The 25,261-nt window shown below is 31.6% G+C and carries 22 protein-coding genes; 3 read left to right on the top strand and 19 right to left on the bottom strand.

The window, feature by feature from the left end:
* Positions 1-52: 52 nt before the first annotated feature.
* Both HMPREF3125_RS04270 and HMPREF3125_RS04265 read right to left on the bottom strand, forming a co-directional pair.
* On the bottom strand, positions 53-778 hold the full coding sequence (locus HMPREF3125_RS04270) for a lipid II isoglutaminyl synthase subunit GatD (protein ID WP_046467432.1): 726 nt from the start codon (positions 776-778) through the stop codon (positions 53-55).
* The gene (locus tag HMPREF3125_RS04265; RefSeq protein WP_017637860.1) at positions 778-2,091 is read right to left on the bottom strand and encodes a lipid II isoglutaminyl synthase subunit MurT; all 1,314 of its coding nucleotides are present in this window, start codon (positions 2,089-2,091) and stop codon (positions 778-780) included. The genes HMPREF3125_RS04270 and HMPREF3125_RS04265 overlap by 1 nt, the downstream gene beginning before the upstream one ends.
* A 194-nt stretch (positions 2,092-2,285) precedes the next feature.
* Here HMPREF3125_RS04265 and ftnA point away from each other — a divergent pair, with 194 nt between their 5' ends.
* Both ftnA and HMPREF3125_RS04255 read left to right on the top strand, forming a co-directional pair.
* Entirely contained in the window at positions 2,286-2,786 is a 501-nt protein-coding gene (gene ftnA / locus HMPREF3125_RS04260; protein ID WP_017637861.1) for an H-type ferritin FtnA, read from the top strand.
* Between the two features lie 338 nt (positions 2,787-3,124).
* A complete protein-coding gene (locus HMPREF3125_RS04255) occupies positions 3,125-3,676 on the top strand; it encodes a 3'-5' exonuclease (RefSeq protein WP_017637863.1) in 552 nt (183 codons plus the stop codon).
* Positions 3,677-3,707: 31 nt separating this feature from the next.
* On the opposite strand, the gene dinB is transcribed toward HMPREF3125_RS04255, so the two are convergent.
* The 7 genes from dinB to gatC form a co-directional block, all read right to left on the bottom strand.
* Positions 3,708-4,778, bottom strand: a complete 1,071-nt coding sequence (gene dinB, locus HMPREF3125_RS04250) for a DNA polymerase IV (protein WP_017637864.1) — start codon at positions 4,776-4,778, stop codon at positions 3,708-3,710.
* Positions 4,779-4,918: 140 nt separating this feature from the next.
* Positions 4,919-5,461 carry a DUF3267 domain-containing protein gene (locus tag HMPREF3125_RS04245; protein WP_017637865.1) on the bottom strand — a complete coding sequence of 181 codons (543 nt, stop codon included), beginning with the start codon at positions 5,459-5,461 and terminating at the stop codon, positions 4,919-4,921.
* A gap of 144 nt (positions 5,462-5,605) precedes the next feature.
* The gene (gene rlmD, locus HMPREF3125_RS04240; protein WP_017637866.1) at positions 5,606-6,967 is read right to left on the bottom strand and encodes a 23S rRNA (uracil(1939)-C(5))-methyltransferase RlmD; all 1,362 of its coding nucleotides are present in this window, start codon (positions 6,965-6,967) and stop codon (positions 5,606-5,608) included.
* Positions 6,968-7,045: 78 nt separating this feature from the next.
* Positions 7,046-8,017, bottom strand: coding sequence for a diacylglycerol kinase (locus HMPREF3125_RS04235; RefSeq protein WP_046467430.1), 972 nt, complete (start codon positions 8,015-8,017; stop codon positions 7,046-7,048).
* 383 nt (positions 8,018-8,400) lie between these two features.
* On the bottom strand, positions 8,401-9,828 hold the full coding sequence (gene gatB, locus HMPREF3125_RS04230) for an Asp-tRNA(Asn)/Glu-tRNA(Gln) amidotransferase subunit GatB (RefSeq protein ID WP_017637868.1): 1,428 nt from the start codon (positions 9,826-9,828) through the stop codon (positions 8,401-8,403).
* Between the two features lie 12 nt (positions 9,829-9,840).
* Positions 9,841-11,298, bottom strand: coding sequence for an Asp-tRNA(Asn)/Glu-tRNA(Gln) amidotransferase subunit GatA (gatA, locus tag HMPREF3125_RS04225; RefSeq protein WP_070452154.1), 1,458 nt, complete (start codon positions 11,296-11,298; stop codon positions 9,841-9,843).
* 1 nt (position 11,299) lies between these two features.
* Complete coding sequence (gene gatC, locus HMPREF3125_RS04220) at positions 11,300-11,602, bottom strand: Asp-tRNA(Asn)/Glu-tRNA(Gln) amidotransferase subunit GatC (protein ID WP_002452273.1); 303 nt, start codon at positions 11,600-11,602, stop codon at positions 11,300-11,302.
* Between the two features lie 423 nt (positions 11,603-12,025).
* Here gatC and putP point away from each other — a divergent pair, with 423 nt between their 5' ends.
* On the top strand, positions 12,026-13,564 hold the full coding sequence (putP, locus tag HMPREF3125_RS04215; protein ID WP_046467429.1) for a sodium/proline symporter PutP: 1,539 nt from the start codon (positions 12,026-12,028) through the stop codon (positions 13,562-13,564).
* A 58-nt stretch (positions 13,565-13,622) separates the two neighbouring features.
* Here putP and HMPREF3125_RS04210 read toward each other — a convergent pair whose 3' ends face one another.
* From HMPREF3125_RS04210 to HMPREF3125_RS04165, 10 genes are all read right to left on the bottom strand, one after another.
* Positions 13,623-14,825: a CamS family sex pheromone protein gene (locus HMPREF3125_RS04210; protein WP_017637871.1), complete on the bottom strand. Its 1,203-nt coding sequence runs from the start codon at positions 14,823-14,825 to the stop codon at positions 13,623-13,625.
* 9 nt (positions 14,826-14,834) lie between these two features.
* Positions 14,835-16,841, bottom strand: coding sequence for an NAD-dependent DNA ligase LigA (gene ligA / locus HMPREF3125_RS04205; protein WP_070452151.1), 2,007 nt, complete (start codon positions 16,839-16,841; stop codon positions 14,835-14,837).
* A 3-nt stretch (positions 16,842-16,844) separates the two neighbouring features.
* Positions 16,845-19,037 (bottom strand): DNA helicase PcrA, encoded by a 2,193-nt coding sequence (pcrA, locus tag HMPREF3125_RS04200; RefSeq protein WP_070452149.1) that lies wholly within the window; start codon positions 19,035-19,037, stop codon positions 16,845-16,847.
* Positions 19,034-19,726, bottom strand: a complete 693-nt coding sequence (locus tag HMPREF3125_RS04195; protein ID WP_017637874.1) for a heptaprenylglyceryl phosphate synthase — start codon at positions 19,724-19,726, stop codon at positions 19,034-19,036. The genes pcrA and HMPREF3125_RS04195 overlap by 4 nt, the downstream gene beginning before the upstream one ends.
* Before the next feature lie 181 nt (positions 19,727-19,907).
* A complete protein-coding gene (locus HMPREF3125_RS04190) occupies positions 19,908-20,210 on the bottom strand; it encodes a YerC/YecD family TrpR-related protein (protein ID WP_017637875.1) in 303 nt (100 codons plus the stop codon).
* A 105-nt stretch (positions 20,211-20,315) separates the two neighbouring features.
* Positions 20,316-21,611: an adenylosuccinate lyase gene (gene purB / locus HMPREF3125_RS04185; protein WP_070452146.1), complete on the bottom strand. Its 1,296-nt coding sequence runs from the start codon at positions 21,609-21,611 to the stop codon at positions 20,316-20,318.
* Positions 21,612-21,847: 236 nt separating this feature from the next.
* Complete coding sequence (locus HMPREF3125_RS04180) at positions 21,848-22,030, bottom strand: NETI motif-containing protein (RefSeq protein ID WP_029056018.1); 183 nt, start codon at positions 22,028-22,030, stop codon at positions 21,848-21,850.
* Positions 22,008-22,607 (bottom strand): DUF2179 domain-containing protein, encoded by a 600-nt coding sequence (locus tag HMPREF3125_RS04175; RefSeq protein ID WP_046467424.1) that lies wholly within the window; start codon positions 22,605-22,607, stop codon positions 22,008-22,010. Before HMPREF3125_RS04175 ends, HMPREF3125_RS04180 begins: the two co-directional genes overlap by 23 nt.
* 196 nt (positions 22,608-22,803) lie before the next feature.
* Entirely contained in the window at positions 22,804-23,625 is an 822-nt protein-coding gene (nadE, locus tag HMPREF3125_RS04170) for an ammonia-dependent NAD(+) synthetase (protein WP_070452143.1), read from the bottom strand.
* Positions 23,618-25,087 (bottom strand): nicotinate phosphoribosyltransferase, encoded by a 1,470-nt coding sequence (locus tag HMPREF3125_RS04165; RefSeq protein WP_017637880.1) that lies wholly within the window; start codon positions 25,085-25,087, stop codon positions 23,618-23,620. The genes nadE and HMPREF3125_RS04165 overlap by 8 nt, the downstream gene beginning before the upstream one ends.
* Positions 25,088-25,261 lie beyond the last annotated feature (174 nt).

The following is a 25,261-nucleotide window of genomic DNA, read 5'->3' as shown; positions in this document are numbered from 1 at the left end:
GAAACTTCAGTTCTTATCCCCACAAATGATATGTCACGACATGTTTTAATACTTATTTATTTTTGTTTGCACGATCAATTAAAACTTGTTTAGCCGCTTCTTCTTCTGTGTTGTCTAATTGTTTTGGTTCAAATGGAATACCTTTTCTTTCACAGGCTTTCTCTAATAGGTAATCAGTGATTTCATGATTTTTAGGTAAAATCGGACCATGTAAATATGTTCCTAATAAGTTCTTATAATGAATACCTTCTTGTCGATCTGTATCATTATTACCGTATCCATGTGTCACATGTCCTAAAGTACCAAAATTATGGAATGTTCTACCGCCATGGTTTTCAAATCCTACAATTGTACCAAATGTATCACTTTCTATAATAATATCTCCAGTTAAGCGATTTTCTTTGGATTCAGTATAAAAGTCTAAAATGCCTAAACCATCAAGTTCTGTCCCATCAGGTGTAATATATTTTGTTCCTAAAAATTGATAGCCACCACAAATTGTCAGACCTGGCATACCATCTTCAATTGCTTCTTTCAGTGGTGTTTTAATTTTACTTAATTGTTTCGTTGCTAGTGATTGTTCACGATCACTTCCCCCACCGATAAAGAAGATATCACAGTCATCAAATGTAACATTGTCTGTTTCATTGATTTCAACAACTTTAAGCTGAATACCACGTTTTTTAGCTCTCATTTTTAATGCGATAATATTACCTATATCGCTATATAAGTTTAATTTATCAGACATAAAATGATAAATTGTCAATTCATGCTTCATTATGATTGTCCTCCTTCAAAAGAACGATTCAATTGTTCTAGCATTGGTGATAATGAAGTATAGTTTGGAATGGCAACAGTAAATCCTGTGTAATCCATTGTTTTAGCAGTTGCTTTATAAATATCTCTTTCAAGTACTACTGGAACATCTACTTCTGCTAATTTCAATCTTAATTGTAATTCTTCAGCACGATTTCCTGTTACTATGATAGCTTCTATATCTTGATTACTTAACTTCTCAAAATCAGCATCATATATCCAAGAAGTGTCTCGACCATCTGCAGCATTGTCATTTAAACTAATAACATACACTTTACGTCCTTCTAATTGTTCACCTACTGATAAGCTAGCATTCATTCCAGCTGGATTTTTCGCTAAATTAATCATTGCTTCTTTTTGGTTCAATGAGAAGTATTGCATACGTCCATTGTCAGAGGTATATGTTTCAAAACCTTTTTGAATAGATTCATCATTTAAACCAAGTTCTCTTAAAACAGTATATGCTGCTAGCGCATTATAAGCATTAAAATCCCCTGCTATTTTCATATTAAATGACGTTTCACCAATATTTAATTTAAGGAATGGTGAAGTTTCAAATGAAGTCACTTCATATTTAGGTTGTTCACGCTTAAATCCGCATTCACAATGATAATGACCGATTTGATTGTAATGGATATAATCGTATTCAAGTAAACGACCACAATTTGGACAATATCTACTTTCGTTCATAGTACTTTGTTCAAATTCATGTGCGTGTGCTTTCATGCCATAATAAACACGTGTTTCACTAGCAATTTTAAGACGACTAACAAACGGGTCATCGGCATTTAATAATAATTTGATACCTTTATCGCTAATTGATTTAGCAATATTGTTAACCATGATGTCTATTTCACCAAATCTGTCCATTTGGTCTCTAAAGAAGTTGGTAAATACCATCATTGACGGCGTTACTTCTTTAAGTACTCGTGGTATTGATCCCTCATCTATTTCAATAATTGCAATTTTTGTTTGCTTTGTTGTTTGCATAATAAAGGCGGATGTAATTCCTGCTGCCATGTTCGCACCTTCATTGTTATGGATAATATCGATATGATTGGCTTTTAATGTGTGTCCAATTAAGTTAGATGTCGTCGTTTTTCCGTTAGTACCACTAATAAATACAATATCATCTACTTGTTCGGCTAATTTTCTTAATATATTTTGATCGACTCTACGTGCGATTTGACCTGGTAAGTCAGTTCCATTTTTACCCACGGCTCTACTTGCCTTACGCGCTAACTTCGCTAAATGGGTTGCAGTCCATTGTCTCATTTGTTTCCTCCCTATTACTATTCACTCGCATAATTATAACACGCAGAGGGTATAACTAAAAAGATTCTCAATTAAAAAGATAAAAATGCACCCTAGATTATAATAATTATTATTTACGAATGAGAATAAGTTTGTTATACTCAGTTTAGTTAGTAAGGAAAGTAATTAAATTATTTAATATGAGGTGAATAAAAATGTTAAACAAAGAACTTTTAGATGCATTAAATGAACAAATGAATCATGAGTATTTTGCTGCTCACGCATATATGGCGATGGCATCTTATTGCGATTCAGAATCATATGAAGGTTTCGCAAATTTCTACATTCAACAAGCAAAAGAAGAAAGATTCCATGGTAAAAAAATCTATGACTACATTAATGATCGTGGTGGTCATGCTAAATTTACAGCATTACCAGCACCTAAAGTTGATTTCAATTCTATTTTAGAAACATTTAAAGATGGTTTAGCTCAAGAACAAGATGTTACAAAACGTTTCTATAATTTATCTGAAATTGCACATAGAGAAAAAGACTACGCTACTATTTCATTCTTAAATTGGTTCTTAGATGAACAAGTTGAAGAAGAATCAATGTTTGAAACACACATCGATTATTTAAATCGTATCGGCGACGATTGCAATACTTTATATCTTTATGAAAAAGAACTAGCAACACGTTCATTCGACGAAGAATAATACAATTAGGTTTTATTGAACTCTAAAAGTTATTTTTTAATAGTTGAATAATAACTAAAAGGTTTGTTTCCTAACTTATTTAGGAGACAAACCTTTTCTTTTTTGAGGAGGTTGTGGTGCTTTCCTTATTACTTCTTTAATTGGTTGTTCTACATAAGTGATATGTGTCATTTTGGTATAGACCATCTATTCATCCTTATCCTATTTTAATAAGTATTAACTCAGCTCAATCTCTAATTGAAAATATTTTTGTGAAATCTGATTTATTATGATTTATACTCATTTTGATGTAAAGTAAATGATATTAGTCATGTATTAAAGGAGTTGTCATATACAAAATGAAAAATGCATTTGTTGCGTTGGACTTTGAAACTGCTAACGGTAAACGTACCAGTATCTGTTCAGTAGGTATGGTCAAAGTCATTGATAATAAAATTACAGAATCATTCCATACATTAGTTAATCCAAATGATTACTTCTCAGAACAAAATATTAATGTTCATGGTATTCACCCTGAAGATGTAGTCTCTTCTCCTGATTTCGCTTATGTATATCCATATATGATGCAATTTATAGAGGAACTTCCCGTAGTTGCACATAATGCAGCATTTGATATGAATGTATTGCATCAAAGTATTCAATCAATTGGTTTAGAAACACCCCATCTTACCTATTTCTGTTCATATCAATTGGCCAAACGCACGGTTCAATCTCACCGATATGGATTGAAACATATGATGGATTTTTATAAGTTAGATTTTCACGGTCATCATGATGCATTAAATGATGCTAAAGCTTGTGCTATGATTACATTTCGATTATTAAAACACTATGATGATTTGTCTAGTATGTTAAATATTTATGGTAAAGATTTAAAAGATAAAGGCTAATAATGAAGTATTTTACTTACATTACTAGCCTTTATAAAAAGTCATATATTGTCATATTTCGATAAGCTGATTGCTCTAAATTTCCTACTGTTACACCAATTAATCGGATTGGTATATCAGGATCTTTTAATTCTGTATAAAGCGTATAAGCAATATTATATATATCCGTCTCTGAATTAACTGGATCTCTTAGACTTGTCTGCTTTGAGAGTGTTTCATATTGGTATGTTTTAATTTTAACTGTCACCGTTTTTCCGGATTTTTGTAATTTATTAAGTCTCTCTGCTGTTTTCCCTGATAATTCCCAAACCTTTCTCAAGATTTCATCATCATCATTTACGTCTGTTGCAAAAGTACGTTCAGTTCCAACTGACTTACGTATTCTTGTAGCTTTCACCTCATTGTAATCTATACCTCTTGCCTTATTATATAGACCTCGTCCTCTCTTACCAAATAAACGTATTAATTCAAACTCATCCTTATTATATAAATCTTGCCCTGTAAAGATATTATTATTATGCATAACCTTTTCAGACGCTTTACCTACTCCTGGAAATTCCCCTATGTCCAAATTCATTAATATATCGTGAACGTTGTTATAATCTATCACTGTAATACCATTGGGTTTATTCATACCACTTGCTAATTTAGCTAAAAATTTATTATAAGAAACTCCTGCTGAAGCAGTTAATTCTGTTTGTTCTAAAATATCTCTTCTAATGAAATTAGCAATTGTTGACGCAGGTAAATCCGGTCTAACTAGATGTGTTATATCTAAATACGCTTCATCTAATGACATAGGTTCAACTATTTCAGTATAACTACGAAATATATCCATTATTTGTTTAGATGCTTCTCTATATGCATCAAATCTACTCGTAACATAATAACCATTCGGGCATAATTTATGCGCTTGAGACATGGGCATAGCTGAATGTACACCGTATTTTCTTGCTTCATATGATGCTGTGGAAACCACACCCCTATTACTTGCTTTGCCACCGACGATCACAGGTTTTCCTTTTAATTTTGGATTATCTCTCATTTCAACTTGTGCAAAAAAGTAATCCATATCAATGTGTATAATCCTTCTTTCTTCCATGTATTCACCGCCTTTCGTTCACTATTATCTATTACTCTCATTATAAATTGTAAGACAACATTTCACGAACTTCATGCTTTGTTTTACAAAACAAAAATACCACCTCCTCAAATTAGAGGGGCGGTATTATACCTTTTTCATTATTCATGATGCATTTCATTAGGTTTATGTTGGTATAAATATAAACCTTCATCGTATTTTTGAATATATTTAAATTTACTAGCAAGTGCAAGGGAAACTAATAAAATATCAAATACACAATAACCAACGTGAATACTAAACATAAATATTAATGATGAGTAGGCATATGTGCTAATAAGTACTAACAATATAGAACTAATGATAATTAATGGAGCTAACATGATTATGCTAAATTGCCATCTATTAAAGCAACTTTCAGTATATTGCAATATCATTGTTCCCTTTTTATATTTCAATTGAGGCTTTTCACCTTTAGAAAATAAAATGAATAAAATATGATGTATAAATTCATGAACAATTAATAAAATCACAAATCCCGCAAAACCATAAACTAGATTTAATAAAATATTTTGTTCTATAATATGAGTTATTTTGTAAGCCCATTTATATGTAAATAAAATAACAAACATAACTAGTACTATTTGCATTAATACAAAACGACGTAAGTTTATTTTATCTGGAAACAAATCAATTTTATGCACAACCAACCCTCCATTTATCTCTAAATTTAACATTAGTATACAACGTTTAATAGCGATACTAAAGCTATTTTCAAGAAAGTAAGTTGCTTGTAATATAATTTTAATAATCGTCTTTATATAGCAATCAACAATAGTTAAAACAGACTATTTTCTTTCAAATAATGCAACTGTTTCTATATGAGTCGTTTGTGGGAACATATCTACTGGAGTAATTTCTTTCAAATCATATTGTTGACTAAGTAATTGTGCATCACGTTGTTGTGTAGACGGATTACAAGAAATATATACAATACGCTTAGGATTTAATTCTAATAACGTTTTAATGAAAGTTTCATCGCAACCTTTTCTTGGTGGATCGACCATTACTACATCTGGTCTTATTCCTTCTGCTTTCCATTTTAGAATAACTTCTTCTGCTTTCCCACAGACAAAAGTTGTATTTTCTAATTGGTTTATAGTCGCATTTTCTTCTGCGTCTTTGATTGCAGATGGTACGACTTCCACACCATAAACGTGCTTAGATTTTCCTGCCATATATAAACCAATTGTTCCTATACCACAATACGTATCCAAAACAATTTCATTGCCCGTTAACTGAGCGTATTCTAATGCTTGGTTATATAGTTTTTCAGTTTGATGTGAATTAATTTGATAGAAAGATTGATCGCTAATATTAAATGTTATTTCACTTAGCTTATCTTCAATTTCATCAGTACCATAAAGTGTAATAGATTTACGCCCCATAATAACATTTGAATGTGCATCGTTGATATTTTGTTTAATACTTGTTACATTGGGATGCAATTTAACTAACGCTTCTACTAATTGATTGGCTTGTTTGAATGCTTTGCCATTAGTAACTAATATAATCATCATTTGATTTGTATAATGACCTGTTCGTACAACCAAATGACGTAGTAAACCTTTTTTAGTCTTTTCATTATAAACACTGATATTAAGTTCAGATATGAGTTGTTTTACATCATTCATAACTTGTTGATGTTTCTCATCTTGAATTAAGCAACTATCCATGTCAATAATGTCATGACTACGTTGGCGGTAAAACCCCATTATAGGTTTTTTATTATTATTTAAACCAATTGGTATTTGTGATTTATTTCTATATCTCCACGGGTCTTCCATTCCAACAGTATCGTGTATAACTGTATCGTTAAATGATCCTTTTCGATGAAATAAATTGATGACTTGCTCTTTTTTCATTGTGAGTTGAGCTTGGTAAGTCATATGCTGAAGCTGACACCCACCGCATTTATCATAATAAACACAAGGGGGTTCTACACGAGAATCACTCTCTACAATTACATTTAGAAGTTTACCTATCGCAAAATTTTTCTTCACTTTAATAATTTTGTATTCTATTGTTTCGTTAATTAAGGCATTAGGAACAAATATAGGATATCTATCAATTTTGACAACGCCATGTCCTTCATGAGTTAAATCTAAAACTTGGCCTGTTTTTATTTCATTTTTCTTTAATGTTTCCAATTTCTTTCCCCCACATATGAAAAGGCTAGGACATGTTATTTTTACTATCCTAACCTTGTGTTAATTTCATATTTATTATTATTTGTCTTCATTCTGTTGATGATCTTCTGATTTTAACTGTGGTGTTACTGTTGGTTGATCAATTAATTCTTCATTATGAATGTCATGAGGTGTAAATACATCAATATGTCGTTCTAAATTCAAGAAGTTTGCTGGTAATTTACCACCATATTCGCCATCAACATTAAGTTGCATATCTGTAAACGATGAAATATTGATTGATTTTGCTTTTTCATATATTACTTTAGGATGTTTTGTATGTTCGCCTCTTGATGCTAAGGTCATGATATGCCCTAATTCTGCTAGGTTAGCTTTTTCAACAATAATTAATGTGTAATAACCATCGTCTAATTTTGCATCAGGAACTAATTTTTCAAATCCTGCCATAGAATTTGTTAAACCTAATAAGAATAATAATGCTTCACCTTGAAAGACTTTATCATCATATTCAATGCGTAAGTCAACTGCCTTCATTTGTGGTAACATTTCGAATCCTTTAATGTAATAGGCAAATGATCCTACGATTGACTTTAATTTACTAGGTGTTTCATATGATACCTGTGTAAGTTGGCCACCTGCTGCTAAATTGATAAAATAACGATTGTTCATTTTACCGATATCAACTTTAGTACTATGACCTTCAATAATCACATCTAAGGCACCCATAATATCATTTGGTAAATGTAAGGCACGTCCAAAATCATTTACTGTACCCATAGGTATAATACCCAATCTAGGTCTATTAGGTTGTTCTGCAATACCATTTACAACTTCATTTAAGGTTCCATCCCCACCAGCAACAATTAAGATATCATAATTGTTATCGAGTGCACGTTCTGCTTCAAGCGTCGCATCACCTTCACGCTCTGTTGCATAGGCACTAGTTTCATATCCAGCTTTTTCTAATTTTATTAAAACATCAGGTAACATTCGTTTAAAAAGTTCTTTACCAGATGTCGGGTTATAAATAATTCTTGCTCGTTTTCTCATATCATATCCCTCGACTTCATATACTCATATTCAATATTAAATGATTTACTCACGAGTTAAAAGTATTTTTTAGAAAAACTTGGTACTTTAGTACCTTAGTTTTTCTTATGCATTAGCTTTAGCTAAGGCGTTCCTCTATTTTCTTATGCATGAACTTTAATTCAAATGTTATTTTATGTACCTAATAGCTTTAACTATTAGGTAAGTCATACTAATTTTGCTTTGCAAAAAAGTATGGCTTTGTATGAATGAACTTTAATTCAGTCGTTCTTATATATATCTATTAACTAAGTCATCACTCTTCATTCTACAAAAAGAAACACTAAAAAACTCCTACAACAATTAGTTTACACTAATCGTTATAGGAGCAAAAATCAAACCTATTATCTTTTATCTAATTCTTGTTTTAATAATTGATTTACTTTTTGAGGGTTAGCTTGACCTTTTGAAGCTTTCATAATTTGTCCTACTAAGAAGCCCATTGCTTTACCCTTACCATTTTTATAATCTTCTACTGATTGTGGATTATTATCTAATGCTTCATTAACAAATTTTAATAAAGTTGCTTCGTCAGAAATTTGAACTAAGCCTTTATCTTCCATAATTTGTTTAGCGTCTCCACCATTTTCAGCTAATTCTGGGAAGACTTTTTTAGCAATTTTACTGCTCATTGTTCCGTCTTCGATTAATTTAATCATACCTGCTAAGTTTTCTGGAGTTAATTTAGTATCTAGTAAATCAACTTGATTTTTGTTCAAGTATTCGTTTACGCCACCCATTAACCAGTTTGAAGTTAATTTTACATCTGCTCCATGTTCAATTGCACCTTCAAAGAAATCAGACATTTCTTTTGTAAGTGTTAATACATGTGCATCATATTCGGGTAATCCTAAATCATTAACATATTTAGCTTTACGTTCATCAGGTAATTCTGGAATAGTTTGACGAACACGTTCTTTCCACTCATCATCAACATATAAAGGTACAATGTCTGGTTCTGGGAAGTAACGATAATCGTCAGATCCTTCTTTTACACGCATTAAAATTGTTTTACCAGTTGATTCATCAAAACGACGTGTTTCTTGGCCAATTTCTCCACCATTTAATAATTCTTCTTCTTGACGTTTTTCTTCATACTCTAAACCTTTACGAACATAGTTAAATGAGTTTAAGTTTTTCAATTCAGCTTTTGTACCGAATTCTTCTTGACCATAAGGACGTAAAGAAATGTTAGCATCACAACGTAATGAACCTTCTTCCATTTTACAGTCAGATACGCCAGTATATTGAATGATAGAACGTAATTTTTCTAAATAAGCATATGCCTCTTGTGGAGAACGAATATCTGGTTCAGACACAATTTCAATTAATGGTGTACCTTGACGGTTTAAATCAACTAATGAGTAACCATCTTTATGTGTTGATTTACCAGCATCTTCTTCCATGTGTAAACGAGTAATACCAATACGTTTCGTTTTTCCGTCTACTTCGATATCAATATACCCATTTTCACCAATTGGTTCATCAAATTGAGAAATTTGATATGCTTTTGGATTATCTGGGTAGAAATAGTTTTTACGGTCAAATTTAGAATTAGTTGCGATATCCATATTTAAAGCCATTGACGCACGCATTGCCCAATCTACTGCTCTTCTATTTACAACAGGTAATACACCAGGGTATGCAAGGTCAATTACATTAGTATTTGAGTTAGGTTCTGCTCCAAAATGCGCTGGTGATGGAGAGAACATTTTTGAGTCTGTTTTTAGCTCAACGTGAACTTCAAGTCCGATAACTGTTTCAAAATGCATTATTTCCACTCCTTATAATTTTTCATAAGCGTCATGTAAGTTGAATTGTGTTTCATATTGGTATGCAACACGATATAACGTCTTTTCATCGAACGGTTTACCTATAAATTGTAATCCAATTGGGCGTCCGTTTGATTGTCCACAAGGAACAGAAATACCTGGTAAACCTGCTAAGTTAACTGGTGTTGTTAATAAGTCATTAGCATACATTGTCAATGGATCGTCAATTTCGTCACCTAAATCAAATGCAGTTGTTGGTGCTGTTGGTCCTACTACAACATCATAATTTTCGAACACTTTATCAAAATCATTTTTAATTAAAGTTCTAACTTTTTGTGATTTTTTATAATAAGCGTCATAATAACCTGAACTTAATGCAAATGTACCTAAGAAGATACGGCGTTTCACTTCATAACCGAAACCTTCTGATCTAGACATTTTGTATAATTCTTCAAGTGATTGTGCTTCTTTTGAATGATAACCATAACGAATACCATCAAAGCGAGCTAAGTTAGCTGATGCTTCTGAAGATGCAATTACATAATATGATGGTATACCATATTTAGTATTTGGTAATGATACTTCTTCTACTTCAGCACCTAGTGATTTTAATGTTTCTACAGCATTTTTAACTGATTCTTTTACATCTTCACTAACACCTTCACCTAAGTATTCTTTAGGTAAAGCAACTTTTAATCCTTTAATATCTTTACCGATTTCAGAAGTGAAGTCTACATCTTCAACTGGTGCACTTGTAGAATCATTAGCATCTAATCCAGAAATTGCTTCTAAAACTAAAGCATTATCTTTAACATTACGTGTTAATGGTCCAATTTGGTCTAATGAAGATGCGAATGCAACTAGTCCAAAACGTGATACACGACCATAAGTTGGTTTCATGCCTACGATTCCGCAATAAGAAGCTGGTTGACGAATAGAACCACCAGTATCTGAACCTAAACTAAATGGCACTAATCCTGCTGCTACAGCTGCTGCTGAACCACCAGAAGATCCACCAGGTACAGCTGAGTGATCAAATGGATTTACAGTTTTCTTGAAATAAGATGTTTCTGTTGAACCACCCATCGCGAATTCATCCATATTTAATTTACCAATTAATACAGCATTTTCATTATGCAATTTGTTCATAACTGTAGATTCATAAATTGGTACAAAACCTTCTAACATTTTGCTTGCACAAGTAGTTTCTAAATCTTTTGTGATGATATTATCTTTAATTCCCATTGGGATACCAAATAACTTACCTTCCATTTGGTCTTTCTCTTGTAATTCATCTAATTCTTGTGCTTTTTTCATTGCGTTTTCTTTATCTAAAGCTAAGAAAGATTTAATTGTTGGATCTGTTTCTTCAATTGCATCATAAATATCACTAACTATTTGTGATGGCTTAACTTCTTTATTTTTAATTAAAGTTAATAAATTCTCAACAGACTCATAGCGAATACTCATCTTAAGCGTCCTCCTCATTCATGATGGCTGGAACTTTAAATTGTCCATTTTCAGTTTCTTTTGCATTTTTTAATGCTAATTCTTGAGGAATGCCCTCGATAGCTTTATCTTCACGTAATACATTTTGTAAATCTAATACATGATATGTTGGTTCTACACCTTCTGTATCAGCACTATCATTTTGTTTAGCAAAATCTAAAATACTTTCTAATGTATTGGCCATTTCATCCGTTTCTTCAGGAGAAATTTGAAGTCTGGCTAAATTAGCTATATGTTCAACTTCTTCACGTGTTACTTTAGTCATTAAATAAAAGCCTCCTTATTACTCATTCATCACTAAATTGTATCAAATATTCATTTAAAAATCTAAGCATTTATTGATTGAGAGTAATTTAAATAACTCATTTCATATCTTAGGTTGATATTTATTCAAATATTGGAGTGAAATAAACTCGAACCACATCGATTGTTAATTGTGTTTTTGTTACTTATTTATAAATAAAAGCATATTTATTGAAAAAATATCACTAAGTATATCTTTGGATACATTATTATGCATAATTAATAAACAATAAACAACACACATTTATTAAAGTATCCTCTTTACATAAAGCACTTAAAGTTGATTAAAAACAAAATTTTATTTTTTCACTTTTCTAAACATTTAACTATAATGTATAATATTACATGTGACACAAATAAATACTTATATAAGGGAGTGTTTAAAATGCTATATTTGGGGACAGCACTTAATCAGCAAGTGAATGCAAATTGGCAAACCTATATTATGATTGCCATTTACTTCATTATTTTACTTATTATTGGGTTTTATGGTTACAAACAAGCTACTGGTAATTTAAGCGAGTTTATGTTGGGCGGTCGTAGTATAGGACCTTATATCACTGCATTATCTGCAGGAGCTTCTGATATGAGCGGTTGGATGATTATGGGGTTACCGGGGTCGGTATATAGCACTGGTTTATCTGCGATGTGGATAACAATTGGATTAACACTTGGCGCCTATATCAATTATTGGGTCGTTGCACCTAGGTTAAGAGTTTATACAGAAATAGCGGGAGATGCTATCACCCTTCCAGATTTCTTTAAAAACAGATTAAATGACCAACAAAATATCATTAAAATTATTTCAGGTTTAATTATTGTTATATTTTTTACGTTATATACGCACTCTGGATTTGTTTCAGGTGGAAAGTTATTTGAAAGTGCGTTCGGCTTAAATTATCATTATGGATTAATACTTGTAGCTATTATAGTAATTTTCTACACTTTCTTTGGAGGATACTTAGCCGTATCAATTACAGACTTTTTTCAGGGTGTTATTATGCTAATCGCCATGGTTATGGTACCAATTGTTGCGATGATGCAGTTAAATGGTTTAGATACTTTTAGTAGAGTTGCTGAAATGAAACCTACTAATATGGATATTTTTAAAGGGACAACAGTAATTGGAATTATTTCCTTATTTTCATGGGGCTTAGGCTATTTTGGACAACCTCATATTATCGTACGTTTTATGTCTATTAAATCACATAAATTATTACCTAAAGCAAGACGTCTAGGTATTAGTTGGATGGCTATCGGACTTTTAGGAGCAGTAGGCGTTGGATTAACAGGTATTGCATTTATATCAGAAAGAAATATAAAAATGGAAGATCCAGAAACGTTATTTATTATTATGAGTCAAATTTTATTCCACCCACTTGTTGGCGGATTTTTACTTGCTGCAATTTTAGCAGCCATTATGAGTACTATTTCTTCACAATTATTAGTTACTTCAAGTTCTTTAACCGAAGATTTTTATAAACTTATTCGCGGTGAAGAAAAAGCAGCTACTCATCAAAAAGAGTTTGTAATGGTTGGTAGATTATCAGTATTAATTGTTGCCATTATTGCAATTGTCATTGCGTGGTACCCAAATGACACTATTCTTAATTTAGTTGGTAATGCATGGGCTGGCTTTGGTGCATCATTTAGCCCGTTAGTATTATTTTCATTATATTGGAAAGATTTAACTAGAGCTGGTGCAATTAGTGGAATGATTAGCGGAGCATTGGTAGTTATTATTTGGATTGCTTGGATTAAACCTCTAGCTTCTATCAATGAATTATTAGGTATGTATGAAATCATTCCTGGATTTATAGTAAGTGTCATCGTTACTTATGTCGTAAGTAAATTAACAGCTAAACCAGGTGACTTTGTAAATAACGATTTAGCTAAAGTGAAACAAATTGTTAAAGAAAAATAGAAACTAATATATTAGGGTCCGAGAACTTTATATCTCGGACCCTAATTTTTAGTTAAATTTAATTATGGTAAATGTGTACTTCTGGTTCTTTATCGTCTTTATTTTTACTAATCAATGCGCGCGGATTATTACCATCTTTAATTCTAATTTCATATTCATCTATATTATCAAAATATTTCTTAGCCTGTTCTGTAACATATTGAGTAATACCAATTGTCTCAGCTTGACCGTAATAATCTATTGGTAAGTCAACTGTTAATTGTTTTGCTTTTTTATCAACAAATTTTACTTTACCTACTGCTTGAGTAAAGTTAGAAAAGTAAGATTGTAAATTATCATTAAATTGTTTGAAATTATTATTTAATGATTCATCATAGTCAGCCGCTGTTGAAGATGGTAATAGAGCAGTTTTTTCATTGATTGATTTCCAATCATTGATTTTAGTTTGACCATCATCTGCAGTCGCACCTGCTATAAATTCTCCAGGTGTGATAGATTCCTGACTACTTTGTTTATATATAGCGAAGTGAATTGGAATATCTTTTAAATCACTGTTTTCTCTTAATCTTGATAACATTTCACTTGCCATTGCCTTACCTTGCTTTTCTATTTCTTTGTCATCTAATTTTTTACTATAGGTTTCACCGTCTTTTTCCTTTTGGTAATAATATTTGCTATTCATTGCTAAACCAATCGTCATACCTTTAATGTTCTTACCTTTTGAATCGCTATTACCATAGAAATCTTGTTCTAAAATATTGGATAAATATGCTGGTGACTTTTCTGCTATTTTAGTTGGATCTGTTTCCCCTTGGTGAGAAGGATTAAGCCCTAAGTTTTCATTAGCTTTTTTCTTTTTCTTTTCCTTCTCACTCATGTTATCTATTTCTTTTTTAGTATATTTAGGATCCAAATATGCATTAATCGTTTTTTTATCTAAAAACTGTCCATCTTGATATAAGTATTTATCTGTTGGAAAGACTTCTTTACTTAGTTCTAATAGTCCAGATTCGAAACCTTCACTATTATAACTATTTGCCATATTATCTTGTAAAAGGCCACGTGACTGACTTTCTTTAAAAGGCAAAATAGTACGATAATCATCGCCTTGAACATTTTTATCCGTAGCTACTTGTTTCACTTGTGATGAATGACTATCTTTTGATTGATTTGTGTCTTGATCTGACTTTTTGTCTTTATCATTACTGCATGCGGTTAGAATAAAAATTGTCGAGATAAGTAAAATTATTGTTCTCTTCATCGACGTACCTCACTCATTATTGATTTCCTTTTGTTTTGTCGCAAATTCATCTTCAGTCCAAATTTCTGTTCCAAATTTTTCAGCTTTAGTTAGTTTAGAACCTGCATAAGCACCAGCAATAAGTAAATCTGTACTTTTGGTTACACTATTAGTTACTTTGGCACCTTGCATTTGTAACCATTGTGATGCTTCATTACGTGTCATTTGTTCTAATTTACCTGTTAATACAATCGTTTTACCACTAAATTCTGGATGCCCTTCAATTTCTGTTGTTTTGACACCTTTGTATGTCATATTAACATTTTTATCTTTTAGTTTTTGAATTAATGCACGAATATCTTCATTATCTAAATAGGTAACAACAGATTGAGCTAACTTATCGCCTATATCATGGATGCCTACCAGTTCTTCCTCTGTTACTTCAATTAGTCGATCCATTGTTTCATATTTCTCGGCTAATACTCTGCTTGCTTTAACCCCAAGATGTCTAATACCTAAACCAAATAATAAATGTTCTAGAGATTGTGATTTTGCTTTATGAATTGCTTCAAGTAAATTTTCAACTTTTTTACTTCCCATGCGATCCAGTGGTAATAAATCGTCTTCAGTTAAATAGAATATATCAGCAACATCTTTAATTAAATTATTTTCATAAAGTTGTTGAATAATCTTAGTTCCTAATCCGTCTATATTCATTGCTTGGCGAGATACAAAATGAATTAGTCCTTCAATGAGTTGTGCCTGGCATTTAGGATTAATACATCTTAAAGCTACTTCCCCTTCTATCCTTACAAGTTCATGATTACAACTTGGACAATGTGTTGGCATATGATAAGTTTTGGCATCATCAGGTCGACGATCTAAAATACTTTTTACAACTTCTGGAATAATATCGCCAGCCTTTTTGATGACTACGCTATCGCCAATTCTTATATCTCTTTCATGAATTAAATCTTCATTATGTAATGAAGCTCTTGAAACTGTAGTTCCCGCTACTCTCACTGGTTCAAGTATCGCGGTTGGTGTTACAACGCCCGTTCGACCTATACTTAACTCAATGTCCAATAGTTCAGTTACAACTTCTTCAGCAGGAAATTTATATGCAATAGCCCAACGTGGAGATTTTTGAGTAAATCCCATCTCGTCTTGTTGTTCTAAGTCATTCACTTTAATGACAATGCCATCTATATCATAAGATAAATCTTCTCGCTGAGCTGTCCATTTTTCTATATATTTTAGGACACCTTCTATATCAGATACTCTTTCACGTTCATGATTAGTTTTAAAACCTAATTGATCTAATTCATCTAATGCACCACTTTGAGTTGTAGCTTCAAAATCAGTAAAGTCATTAATACTGTATAAGAAAACACTTAATTTTCTTTTAGCTGCTAATTTAGAATCTAATTGTCTTAATGAACCTGCTGCTGCATTTCGAGGATTAGCAAAAGGTTGTTCACCGTTGTTTTCCTTTTCTTCATTTAAATTCATAAATGATTGTCTTGGCATATATGCTTCTCCACGCACCTCAAAATTTAAAGGTTCTTTAATTTTTAATGGAATAGCATGTATCGTTCTTAAGTTTTCAGTAATATCTTCTCCAGTTGTACCATCTCCACGAGTTAAACCTTGTACAAAACGGCCATTTTGATATTTTAATGAAACAGCTAAACCATCAATTTTAAGTTCACACATATATTCTACTTTACCAATATTATCTCGTATACGTTGATCAAATTTTCTTAAATCTTCTTCATTAAAAGCATTCCCTAAACTTAGCATTGGTGTATCATGATTTACCTTTTCAAATGTAGATTGAGCTTCTCCTCCCACTCTAACTGTAGGTGAATCTGATGTTTTATATTCAGGGTGTTCTTCTTCTATATGAATAAGTTCATGTAATAATTTATCGTATTCACTATCAGGAACTGATGGATTATCTTGAACGTAATACTCGTAACTATATTGATTTAATAAATCATGTAATTCATTTACACGATTTTGCATATCATTCATCCACTAGTCCTCCTTTTTTTCAATTGGTGCAAATTGAGCTAGTAATCGCTTTGGTCCTTCTGATTTAAATATAATATCTAATTCTACAGAACCATTTTTTTCATTAACGTTACTAACCATACCTTCTCCCCATGCTTTATGAGTAACTTTATCTCCTACTTTCCAGTCAGAAGAAGTTACCTGTTTTTTAGATGAAGTTGTTCTCTTACTAAAGCCGCGTTTCTGAGTTGGTTTCGCCTTAGGTTGAATTGTTTGTCGTTTACTACCCGAATGACTTTCCATTAAATCTTCAGGAATTTCTTTTAAAAATCGAGATGGCATATTAGATTGAGAACGTCCAAACAACATACGTGTTGTTGCGTTAGTAATGTATAGTGTTTCCTCAGCTCGTGTTATCGCTACATAACAAATTCTTCGCTCTTCTTCCATTTCATGGTCGTCATCACTTTTAATTGCTCTAATATGTGGGAAAAGCGATTCTTCCATTCCCATAATAAATACAATCGGAAACTCTAACCCTTTAGCAGAGTGCATTGTCATCAATGTAACTCCTGACTCTGTATCCGCTTCATCAATGTCAGCAACAAGTGATAAATCTGTTAAAAAGTTGATTAATGATTGTTCTTCAAGTGGTGTATTTTCTTCATAATCTTTAGGAACTGACATAAATTCATCTAGGTTTTCTAAACGACTACGTGATTCTAGAGTTTGTTCTCTATCAAGCATATCTCTATAACCTGACTTAACTAAAACTTCTTCCACTATTTCACTTATTTCAAGAAATTCTTGCTCTTTAATTAAATTTTGAATCATTTCATAAAAAGAAATACATTCTTGAGTAACTTTTTTAGATAGTCCTATAAAATCAACTTCACCTAAAGCATCGAACATACTTATATTATTTTGAACTGCATAGGTTTGTATTTTTTCAACTGATGATGGACCTACACCATGTTTTGGGACATTAATAATACGTTGTAAACTAATATCATCATTACTATTGGCAATAACTCTTAAGTAACTTAATAAATCTTTAATTTCTTTACGATCATAGAATTTTTGGCCGCCAACCATTGTATAAGGTATATTAGATTTCATAAATGTTTCTTCTAATACACGTGATTGCGCGTTCGTTCTATATAATATAGCCATATCACTATATTTCTTTCCATTACGCTGATGTTTCATAATTTCTTTTACTACGTATTCAGCTTCATCACGTTCTGTTGTTGCTTCGTAATAAGTTATTTTGTCTCCGCCTGTATTAGCAGTCCACAATCCTTTTGGTTTTCTTTCTGTATTGTTTTTAATGACTTCATTGGCAGCATTTAAAATTGTTTTAGTTGAACGATAATTTTGTTCTAAGAAAATCGTTTTGGCATTAGGATAATCTTCTTCGAATGATAAAATGTTTTGAATATCTGCACCACGCCAACCATATATAGATTGGTCTGAATCACCAACGACACATAAATTTTTAAATTTATTGGCTAATAATTTGATTAATGTGTATTGTGCTTTATTGGTATCTTGGTACTCATCAACATGAATATATTGGAATTTATTTTGATAATACTCTAAAGCTTCAGGTACTCTTTCAAATAAATTAATAGTAGTCATAATTAAATCATCAAAATCTAATGCTTCATTTCTTGATAATTGTCGTTGATATCCTTTATAAACTGTAGCTACCATTTGTGAATGATAGTCATTTGCTTCATTTTGGGCATCTTCTGGTGTTTTTAATTCGTTTTTCAAATTACTAATAGCGCCTATAAACATACGTGGTTCAAAACGTTTGCTATCGATATTTTCATTTTTCAATACATCTTTGATAACGGATTTTTGGTCTGTTGGGTCAATGATAGTGAAATTACGTTCTATACCTATACGATCAGCATCACGACGTAAAATTCGAACACACATTGAGTGGAATGTAGACATCCAAATGACTTGAGCTTCTTCACCAACCAATTGTTCAACTCTTGCTTTCATTTCTTTAGCTGCTTTATTAGTAAATGTAATTGCCAAAATATTATAAGGTGATACATCTTTCTCGTCTAATAAATATGCGATTCTATGTGTTAGTACTCGTGTTTTACCAGATCCTGCACCTGCCATAATTAATAGTGGGCCTTCTGTAGTTCTGACAGCTTCACTTTGCTCTGTATTCATATTTTTTACTAATGAATTCATTTACTAGACTCCTTTACCTTAACTGTTTTTAATGCTTTTTTTATATCTTTATAAATAATATCTCCAACAACTATAGTATCGGCATACTCAGCCATCTCTTTGGCTTGGGATAAAGTAGTGATACCACCACCATAAAATAGCTGTGTTGTCGTTAGCGTATCTTTAACTGATTTCACTGTGTCTACTTCCCCATATTTTCCACTATTTTCTAAGTACATAATGGGAAAACGATATAATTCATTAGCCATTAACGCATATGCATCTATATCATTTATATCTAATTGAGTATTAGCATTTGTTCGTTGTGCAACTTTGCTATCTTCATTCATTACAAGATAACCCTCAAATATTACCTCATCAAAATCAATGACATGTCCATATTCTTTCAAAGCTTCGAGGAGCATTCCATTATGGTATTTGACATTATTACTATTCAATACTGTTGGAATAAAATAAAAATCAAAACCTGGCATAACACTCTCTATATTTGAAACTTCTAAAACAAGTGGTAATGGGTAACGTCTAACTCTACTCATTAATTGAATGACATTATCTTCTGTCACATTATCTGTGCCCCCTAAGATAATAGCATCAGTGTTAGACATACATATTGCATCTAAATCATTGTCAGAAATAGTCTTTGCGGGGTCTAATTTAAATACATGGCGCCATTGTTTAATGTTATACATTACATGAAACTCCTTTTTTTAACATACCTTAAATTATATCATTTTTAACTTTTTAGTTCTAAACAGATATCGTGAAAATGTACAACTTATTTCTAAAATTTTTAAGAATTGATAAAAAAGGAAACGATCGTCAACATATTATCGTCGTTAAACTTTAATGTTGCGATCGTTTCATCTTATATTATTCTTTTGTATCGATATTTAATCGATTTAAAATCATTGTGTAAGCATCATTACCCCATTGTAAAGAACGTTTTACACGAGATATTGTTGCCGTCGATGCGCCAGATTCTTGTTCTATAGTTGCATATGTGTATCCTTGTTTAATCATTTTAGCTACTTGAAGTCGTTGAGAAAGTGATTGAATTTCATTCACTGTACATAAATCATCGAAAAACTGATAGCATTCTTCTCTATTTTCTAATGTAAGAATTGCATCAAACAATTCATTTAATGCATCCCCGCGTAATTTTTCAATTTGCATCGTAACAGCTCCTATATGCATATTCTTTTATCATTTTAACTTACTAATAAGTTAAAGTGTAGTAGTTTTATGATAAAAAGTATAGGATTTTAAGTTAATCACTTATTATTCTAAGCCAGCTCTTTTGAAAATAGTATCTACTTGATTTAAATGATGTTTAGGGTTAAAGCATTCATCTAGGTCTTCTTTAGATAATATATCTGTGATTTTGCTATCTTGTTCAATAAGTTCTCTAAATGGTGTTTTAGTTTCCCAAGATTTCATCGCTTTAGGTTGAACTGTATCATAAGCTTCTTCACGTACCATACCTTTATTTATAAGTGAAAGTAGTACACGTTGAGAATAAATTAAACCAAATGTTTTATCAATATTCGCTTGCATATTTTCTTCGTACACAGTCAAACGATCAACAATGTTAGTAAATCTATTTAATGCATAGTCTAAAGCAATTGTTACATCAGGTAACATGATTCGTTCAGCTGATGAATGTGAAATATCACGTTCATGCCATAATGGAACGTTCTCATATGCAGTAGTGATATAACCACGTATAACACGAGAAATACCAGTAATATTTTCAGAACCGATAGGATTACGTTTATGTGGCATTGCTGATGACCCTTTTTGTCCTTTAGCAAATGCTTCTTCTACTTCACGAGTTTCAGTTTTTTGTAAGTTTCTGATTTCAACTGCAAATTTTTCTAAAGAAGTAGCTATCAGTGCCAATGTTGCAATATAGTAAGCATGGCGATCACGTTGTAATGTTTGTGTTGAAACTGGTGCTGCACCTAAACCTAAATATTTACATACATAGCTTTCAATTTCAGGTGGAATATTAGCAAATGTACCAACAGCACCACTCATTTTTCCTACTTCAATTTCTTCTCTAACTTCTTTAAAACGTTTTAAATTACGTTGCATTTCTGTATACCATAATGCCATTTTTACACCAAATGTAGTAGGCTCAGCATGTACCCCATGTGTTCTTCCCATCATTAAAGTGTATTTATAATTTTTTGCTTTGTCTTCTAAAACTTTAATAAATCTTTCTAAATCTTTTTCAATAATATCGTTTGCTTGTTTAATGACATAGCTTAATGCTGTATCAACTACATCTGTAGAAGTTAATCCATAATGAACCCATTTTCTTTCGTCGCCTAATGTTTCTGAAACTTGTCTAGTAAATGCTACAACATCATGTCTTGTTTCTTGTTCAATTTCTTTTGCACGTTCAACATCTACTTTGGCATTTTGACGTATTTTTTTAACATCTTCTTTAGGAATATATCCTAACTCGCTCCATGCTTCTGATGCTAAAATTTCAACTTCAAGCCATGCTTCATAGCGGTTTTGGTCTGTCCAAATAGACGACATTTCTTCTCTAGAATAACGTTCAATCATTGTTTAAGCTCCTATCATATGTGTATTTATAATTTTATTTCTAAAAACTGTACATTAAAAACGAATTTCCGTTTATAGTTCGTCTTTTATCTTTCGCTTTTTATTTTAACAGAATCAACCTTATTTGTGTAATTCTAATATACTTATAATCATATTTTATTTCATCTTCAAAGTGAACACAATTATCAATATTAAAAACCACTCAAATCATTAGATTAGAGTGGTTTTCTTAAATATTATTCTGTTATTTTTTTACCGATAAAAATAATATCTTGTTTTAGTACTTCAAGACTACCGTCTTTATTTTCTTTATAAATGGGTTTCTCAATTCGTCTTGTTGGCATATACCCTTCATCTTTCATTCTTTTCAGACAATCTGCAATGGTTTCGTTGTCATTAACTTTGAACTTCATGTTCAACAACACTTTCTAATTCTTCTGGTTCGTAAGCTTTAAGTTTACGCTTACGCACTCCTTTAACCCAGAATCCACCATGAATATTTCTTGGTTCATAAGCAATAATAAATGCTTTAGGATCTAAATTTTTAATAGTATCCATTAATTTTAATTCATATTTTCTTGGCGTTAATACTTGCATCACCAAACGACTTCCATCACGGCCAAATGCTTCATAGTGGGTAACACCATAACCTAAATTACGAAGTTCATTTGGTAAGTCTAACTCGTATTCAGAAGATGTTGCATTGACAACTGTATATCCAAGCGCAAGCTTTTCTTCAATTTTCATACCAACAATGATTCCTATTGAAAAACCAAATGCATAAGCTACAATATTTTGAATTTGATCTAAACTAGACATTACTAATCCTAGACCTACGACGTAAATTAAAACTTCAACGAAACTTACAATCGCAGCTACATAACGGTACCCTTTTAAAGTTAATATTGTTCTCATTGTTAAACATGTAACGTAGCATACATTAATAACAAAGATTGCAAACACCATTAACCAGGGATTTTGAGCAATCGCTGACATAATATTCCCCTTTTCTTACTTGAAATCCAAATTATTTTAACAGTCATTTTAATCTTTGTCACGTCAAAGTTAAAATTCATTCTATTAAATTAATATCAATGTTTTATTTTCATTTTATGTGAATTAACAAAATTGAACCGTAAACATATACCAACATGCTCATGTATATTTACGATTCAATGTATCGATTTTCAATTTAGTTTTTAGGCCAAGTATAACGAGTGTATGCGAGTTCTCGCTTATGAGCGTTTTTAATATAATGATTTTCAATTTTCTCTTTTGCTTGGCTTGAAACTTCTTTACCTTCTAAATAATCATCAATCTCATTATATGTTACTCCCAATGCTTCCTCGTCAGGTAATTGAGGTTTATCTTCTTCTAAATCTGCAGTTGGAATTTTTTCATATAAATGTGCAGGTGCATCTAAATATTTTAGTAACGCTCGTCCTTGTCGTTTATCTAGACCGAATAATGGAGCTATATCAGCTGCCCCATCACCATATTTCGTATAAAAACCTGTAATATTTTCAGCTGAATGATCAGTGCCAACAACTATTCCAGATTGATTTGAGGCAATAGAAAATTGTACTTTCATTCGTTCGCGTGCTTTTTCATTTCCTTTTTGGAAATCTGTTAAAGTGATCCCCGCTTCTTGTAATGATTTAACGCTCATATCTACAGCGGGTTTAATATTAACTGTGATCGTTTGATCAGGATTAATAAATTTTAATGCATCTTCAACTTCGTCTGCATCTGATTGAACACCATATGGAAGTTTAACTGCTATAAATTGACACGCTCTACCTTCTTCACGTAATTCATTTACAGTTAATTGTACTAGTTTACCTGCTAATGTTGAATCTTGTCCTCCAGAAATACCCAATACTAATGATTTGATAAAATCATGTGATTGTACATATTTTTTTATAAAATGTTTAATTTCTTGCACTTCTGTTTCAACATCAATTTGAGGTTTTACTTTCATTTCTTTTACTACAATGTCTTGTAAATTACTCATGATCTTCCTCCATTTCTTTTACGTGTTCTGCTACTTCAAAGATGCGTTTATGTTTATTTTCCCAACAAGCTGTACTTAAATCAACCGGATATTCTTGTGGATTTAAGTAACGTTTATTTTCATCCCAAAATGTTTTAAGTCCTTCATTTAAGTAACTTTGAGCTTCTTGTACGCTTGGCAATTCGTATACGAGTTGTCCATTTTCAAAAATAGAATGATGTAAATCAATGGCTTCAAAATCTTTGATAAATTTCATTTTAAATGTGTGAACAGGATGGAATAATTTTAATGGTTTTTCTTTTCTAGGGTCTTCACCATGTAACGTTATATAATCTCCTTCTGCTTTACCTGTCTTTTTATTTATAATTCTATAAACATTTTTCTTACCTGGTGTAGTTACTTTTTCAGGATTGTTAGATAATTTAATACGATCACTATATGTGCCGTCACTATTTTCTATAGCAACTAATTTATACACTGCACCTAAAGCAGGTTGATCAAATCCGGTAATTAATTTAGTTCCAACGCCCCATGAGTCTACTTTTGCGCCTTGAGCTTTTAAACTTGTAATTGTTTCTTCGTCTAAATCATTAGAAGCAATAATTTTAGCATCTTTAAATCCAGCTTCATCTAACATACGACGCGCTTCTTTTGAAAGGTATGCAATGTCACCTGAATCTAATCGAATACCTATAAAATTAATTTTGTCTCCTAATTCTTTAGCTACTTTGATTGCTGTAGGTACACCAGATTTTAGTGTATGGAATGTATCTACTAAAAAGACACAATCCTTATGTCGTTCAGCATATTTTTTAAAAGCAATGTATTCATCGCCATAAGTTTGTACTAAAGCATGCGCATGTGTTCCTGAAACAGGAATACCGAATAGTTTTCCTGCTCTTACGTTACTTGTTGAATCAAAACCACCTATGTATGCTGCTCTAGCCCCCCATAAAGCTGCATCTAGTTCTTGGCCACGTCTAGTACCAAATTCCATTAATATATCGTCACTTGCAATTTGACGAATACGACTTGCTTTAGTAGCAATCAATGTATGGAAATTAATAATATTTAATAATACTGTCTCTAAAAGTTGTGCTTGAATTAATGGTGCTTCAACTCTTAGCAAAGGTTCATTACCAAAACATATTTCACCCTCTTGCATTGAATGAATATGTCCTGTGAATTTTAAATTTTTAAGATAGTTTAAAAAATCATCTTGATAGCCGATAGTTTTTAAATATTCAATATCAGTATCTGAAAATCCAAAATTATCCATAAAATCAATTACACGTTTAAGACCATTGAATACAGCGTATCCACCATTGAAAGGCATACTTCTGAAATATAAATCAAAAACAGCCATTCTCTCGTGAATGCCATCATTCCAATAACTTTCTGCCATATTTAATTGATATAAATCATTTTGTAGCATTAAACTGTCGTCTTCAAATTGGTACACTCGTATCTCTCCATTCGACCATTCTTTTATAATTATTTTATCATAATTCAATTTATCTAGGTAATAACTGAGATTATAACCCAATCATGTTTTCAATTTAATAATTCATTACATAACTTTTATCTATCACGGTATTTTTATGCTGAACGTTACGACAAATTCATGACAATTGAA

Origin of the sequence: Staphylococcus sp. HMSC13A10, from assembly GCF_001808005.1 — a bacterium.
In the GTDB taxonomy this organism is placed as follows: domain Bacteria; phylum Bacillota; class Bacilli; order Staphylococcales; family Staphylococcaceae; genus Staphylococcus; species Staphylococcus pasteuri.
This window is presented reverse-complemented; position numbering and strand designations above follow the sequence as displayed.

Excerpts from the sequence above, each read along its gene's own strand:
- HMPREF3125_RS04270 (WP_046467432.1), bottom strand. The coding sequence starts at position 778 with ATGAAGCATGAATTGACAATTTATCATTTTATGTCTGATAAATTAAAC.
- HMPREF3125_RS04265 (WP_017637860.1), bottom strand. The coding sequence starts at position 2,091 with ATGAGACAATGGACTGCAACCCATTTAGCGAAGTTAGCGCGTAAGGCA.
- ftnA (WP_017637861.1), top strand. The coding sequence starts at position 2,286 with ATGTTAAACAAAGAACTTTTAGATGCATTAAATGAACAAATGAATCAT.
- HMPREF3125_RS04255 (WP_017637863.1), top strand. The coding sequence starts at position 3,125 with ATGAAAAATGCATTTGTTGCGTTGGACTTTGAAACTGCTAACGGTAAA.
- dinB (WP_017637864.1), bottom strand. The coding sequence starts at position 4,778 with ATGGAAGAAAGAAGGATTATACACATTGATATGGATTACTTTTTTGCA.
- HMPREF3125_RS04235 (WP_046467430.1), bottom strand. The coding sequence starts at position 8,017 with ATGAGAAAACGAGCAAGAATTATTTATAACCCGACATCTGGTAAAGAA.
- gatB (WP_017637868.1), bottom strand. The coding sequence starts at position 9,828 with ATGCATTTTGAAACAGTTATCGGACTTGAAGTTCACGTTGAGCTAAAA.
- gatA (WP_070452154.1), bottom strand. The coding sequence starts at position 11,298 with ATGAGTATTCGCTATGAGTCTGTTGAGAATTTATTAACTTTAATTAAA.
- gatC (WP_002452273.1), bottom strand. The coding sequence starts at position 11,602 with ATGACTAAAGTAACACGTGAAGAAGTTGAACATATAGCTAATTTAGCC.
- putP (WP_046467429.1), top strand. The coding sequence starts at position 12,026 with ATGCTATATTTGGGGACAGCACTTAATCAGCAAGTGAATGCAAATTGG.
- HMPREF3125_RS04210 (WP_017637871.1), bottom strand. The coding sequence starts at position 14,825 with ATGAAGAGAACAATAATTTTACTTATCTCGACAATTTTTATTCTAACC.
- ligA (WP_070452151.1), bottom strand. The coding sequence starts at position 16,841 with ATGAATGATATGCAAAATCGTGTAAATGAATTACATGATTTATTAAAT.
- pcrA (WP_070452149.1), bottom strand. The coding sequence starts at position 19,037 with ATGAATTCATTAGTAAAAAATATGAATACAGAGCAAAGTGAAGCTGTC.
- HMPREF3125_RS04195 (WP_017637874.1), bottom strand. The coding sequence starts at position 19,726 with ATGTATAACATTAAACAATGGCGCCATGTATTTAAATTAGACCCCGCA.
- HMPREF3125_RS04190 (WP_017637875.1), bottom strand. The coding sequence starts at position 20,210 with ATGCAAATTGAAAAATTACGCGGGGATGCATTAAATGAATTGTTTGAT.
- purB (WP_070452146.1), bottom strand. The coding sequence starts at position 21,611 with ATGATTGAACGTTATTCTAGAGAAGAAATGTCGTCTATTTGGACAGAC.
- HMPREF3125_RS04175 (WP_046467424.1), bottom strand. The coding sequence starts at position 22,607 with ATGTCAGCGATTGCTCAAAATCCCTGGTTAATGGTGTTTGCAATCTTT.
- nadE (WP_070452143.1), bottom strand. The coding sequence starts at position 23,625 with ATGAGTAATTTACAAGACATTGTAGTAAAAGAAATGAAAGTAAAACCT.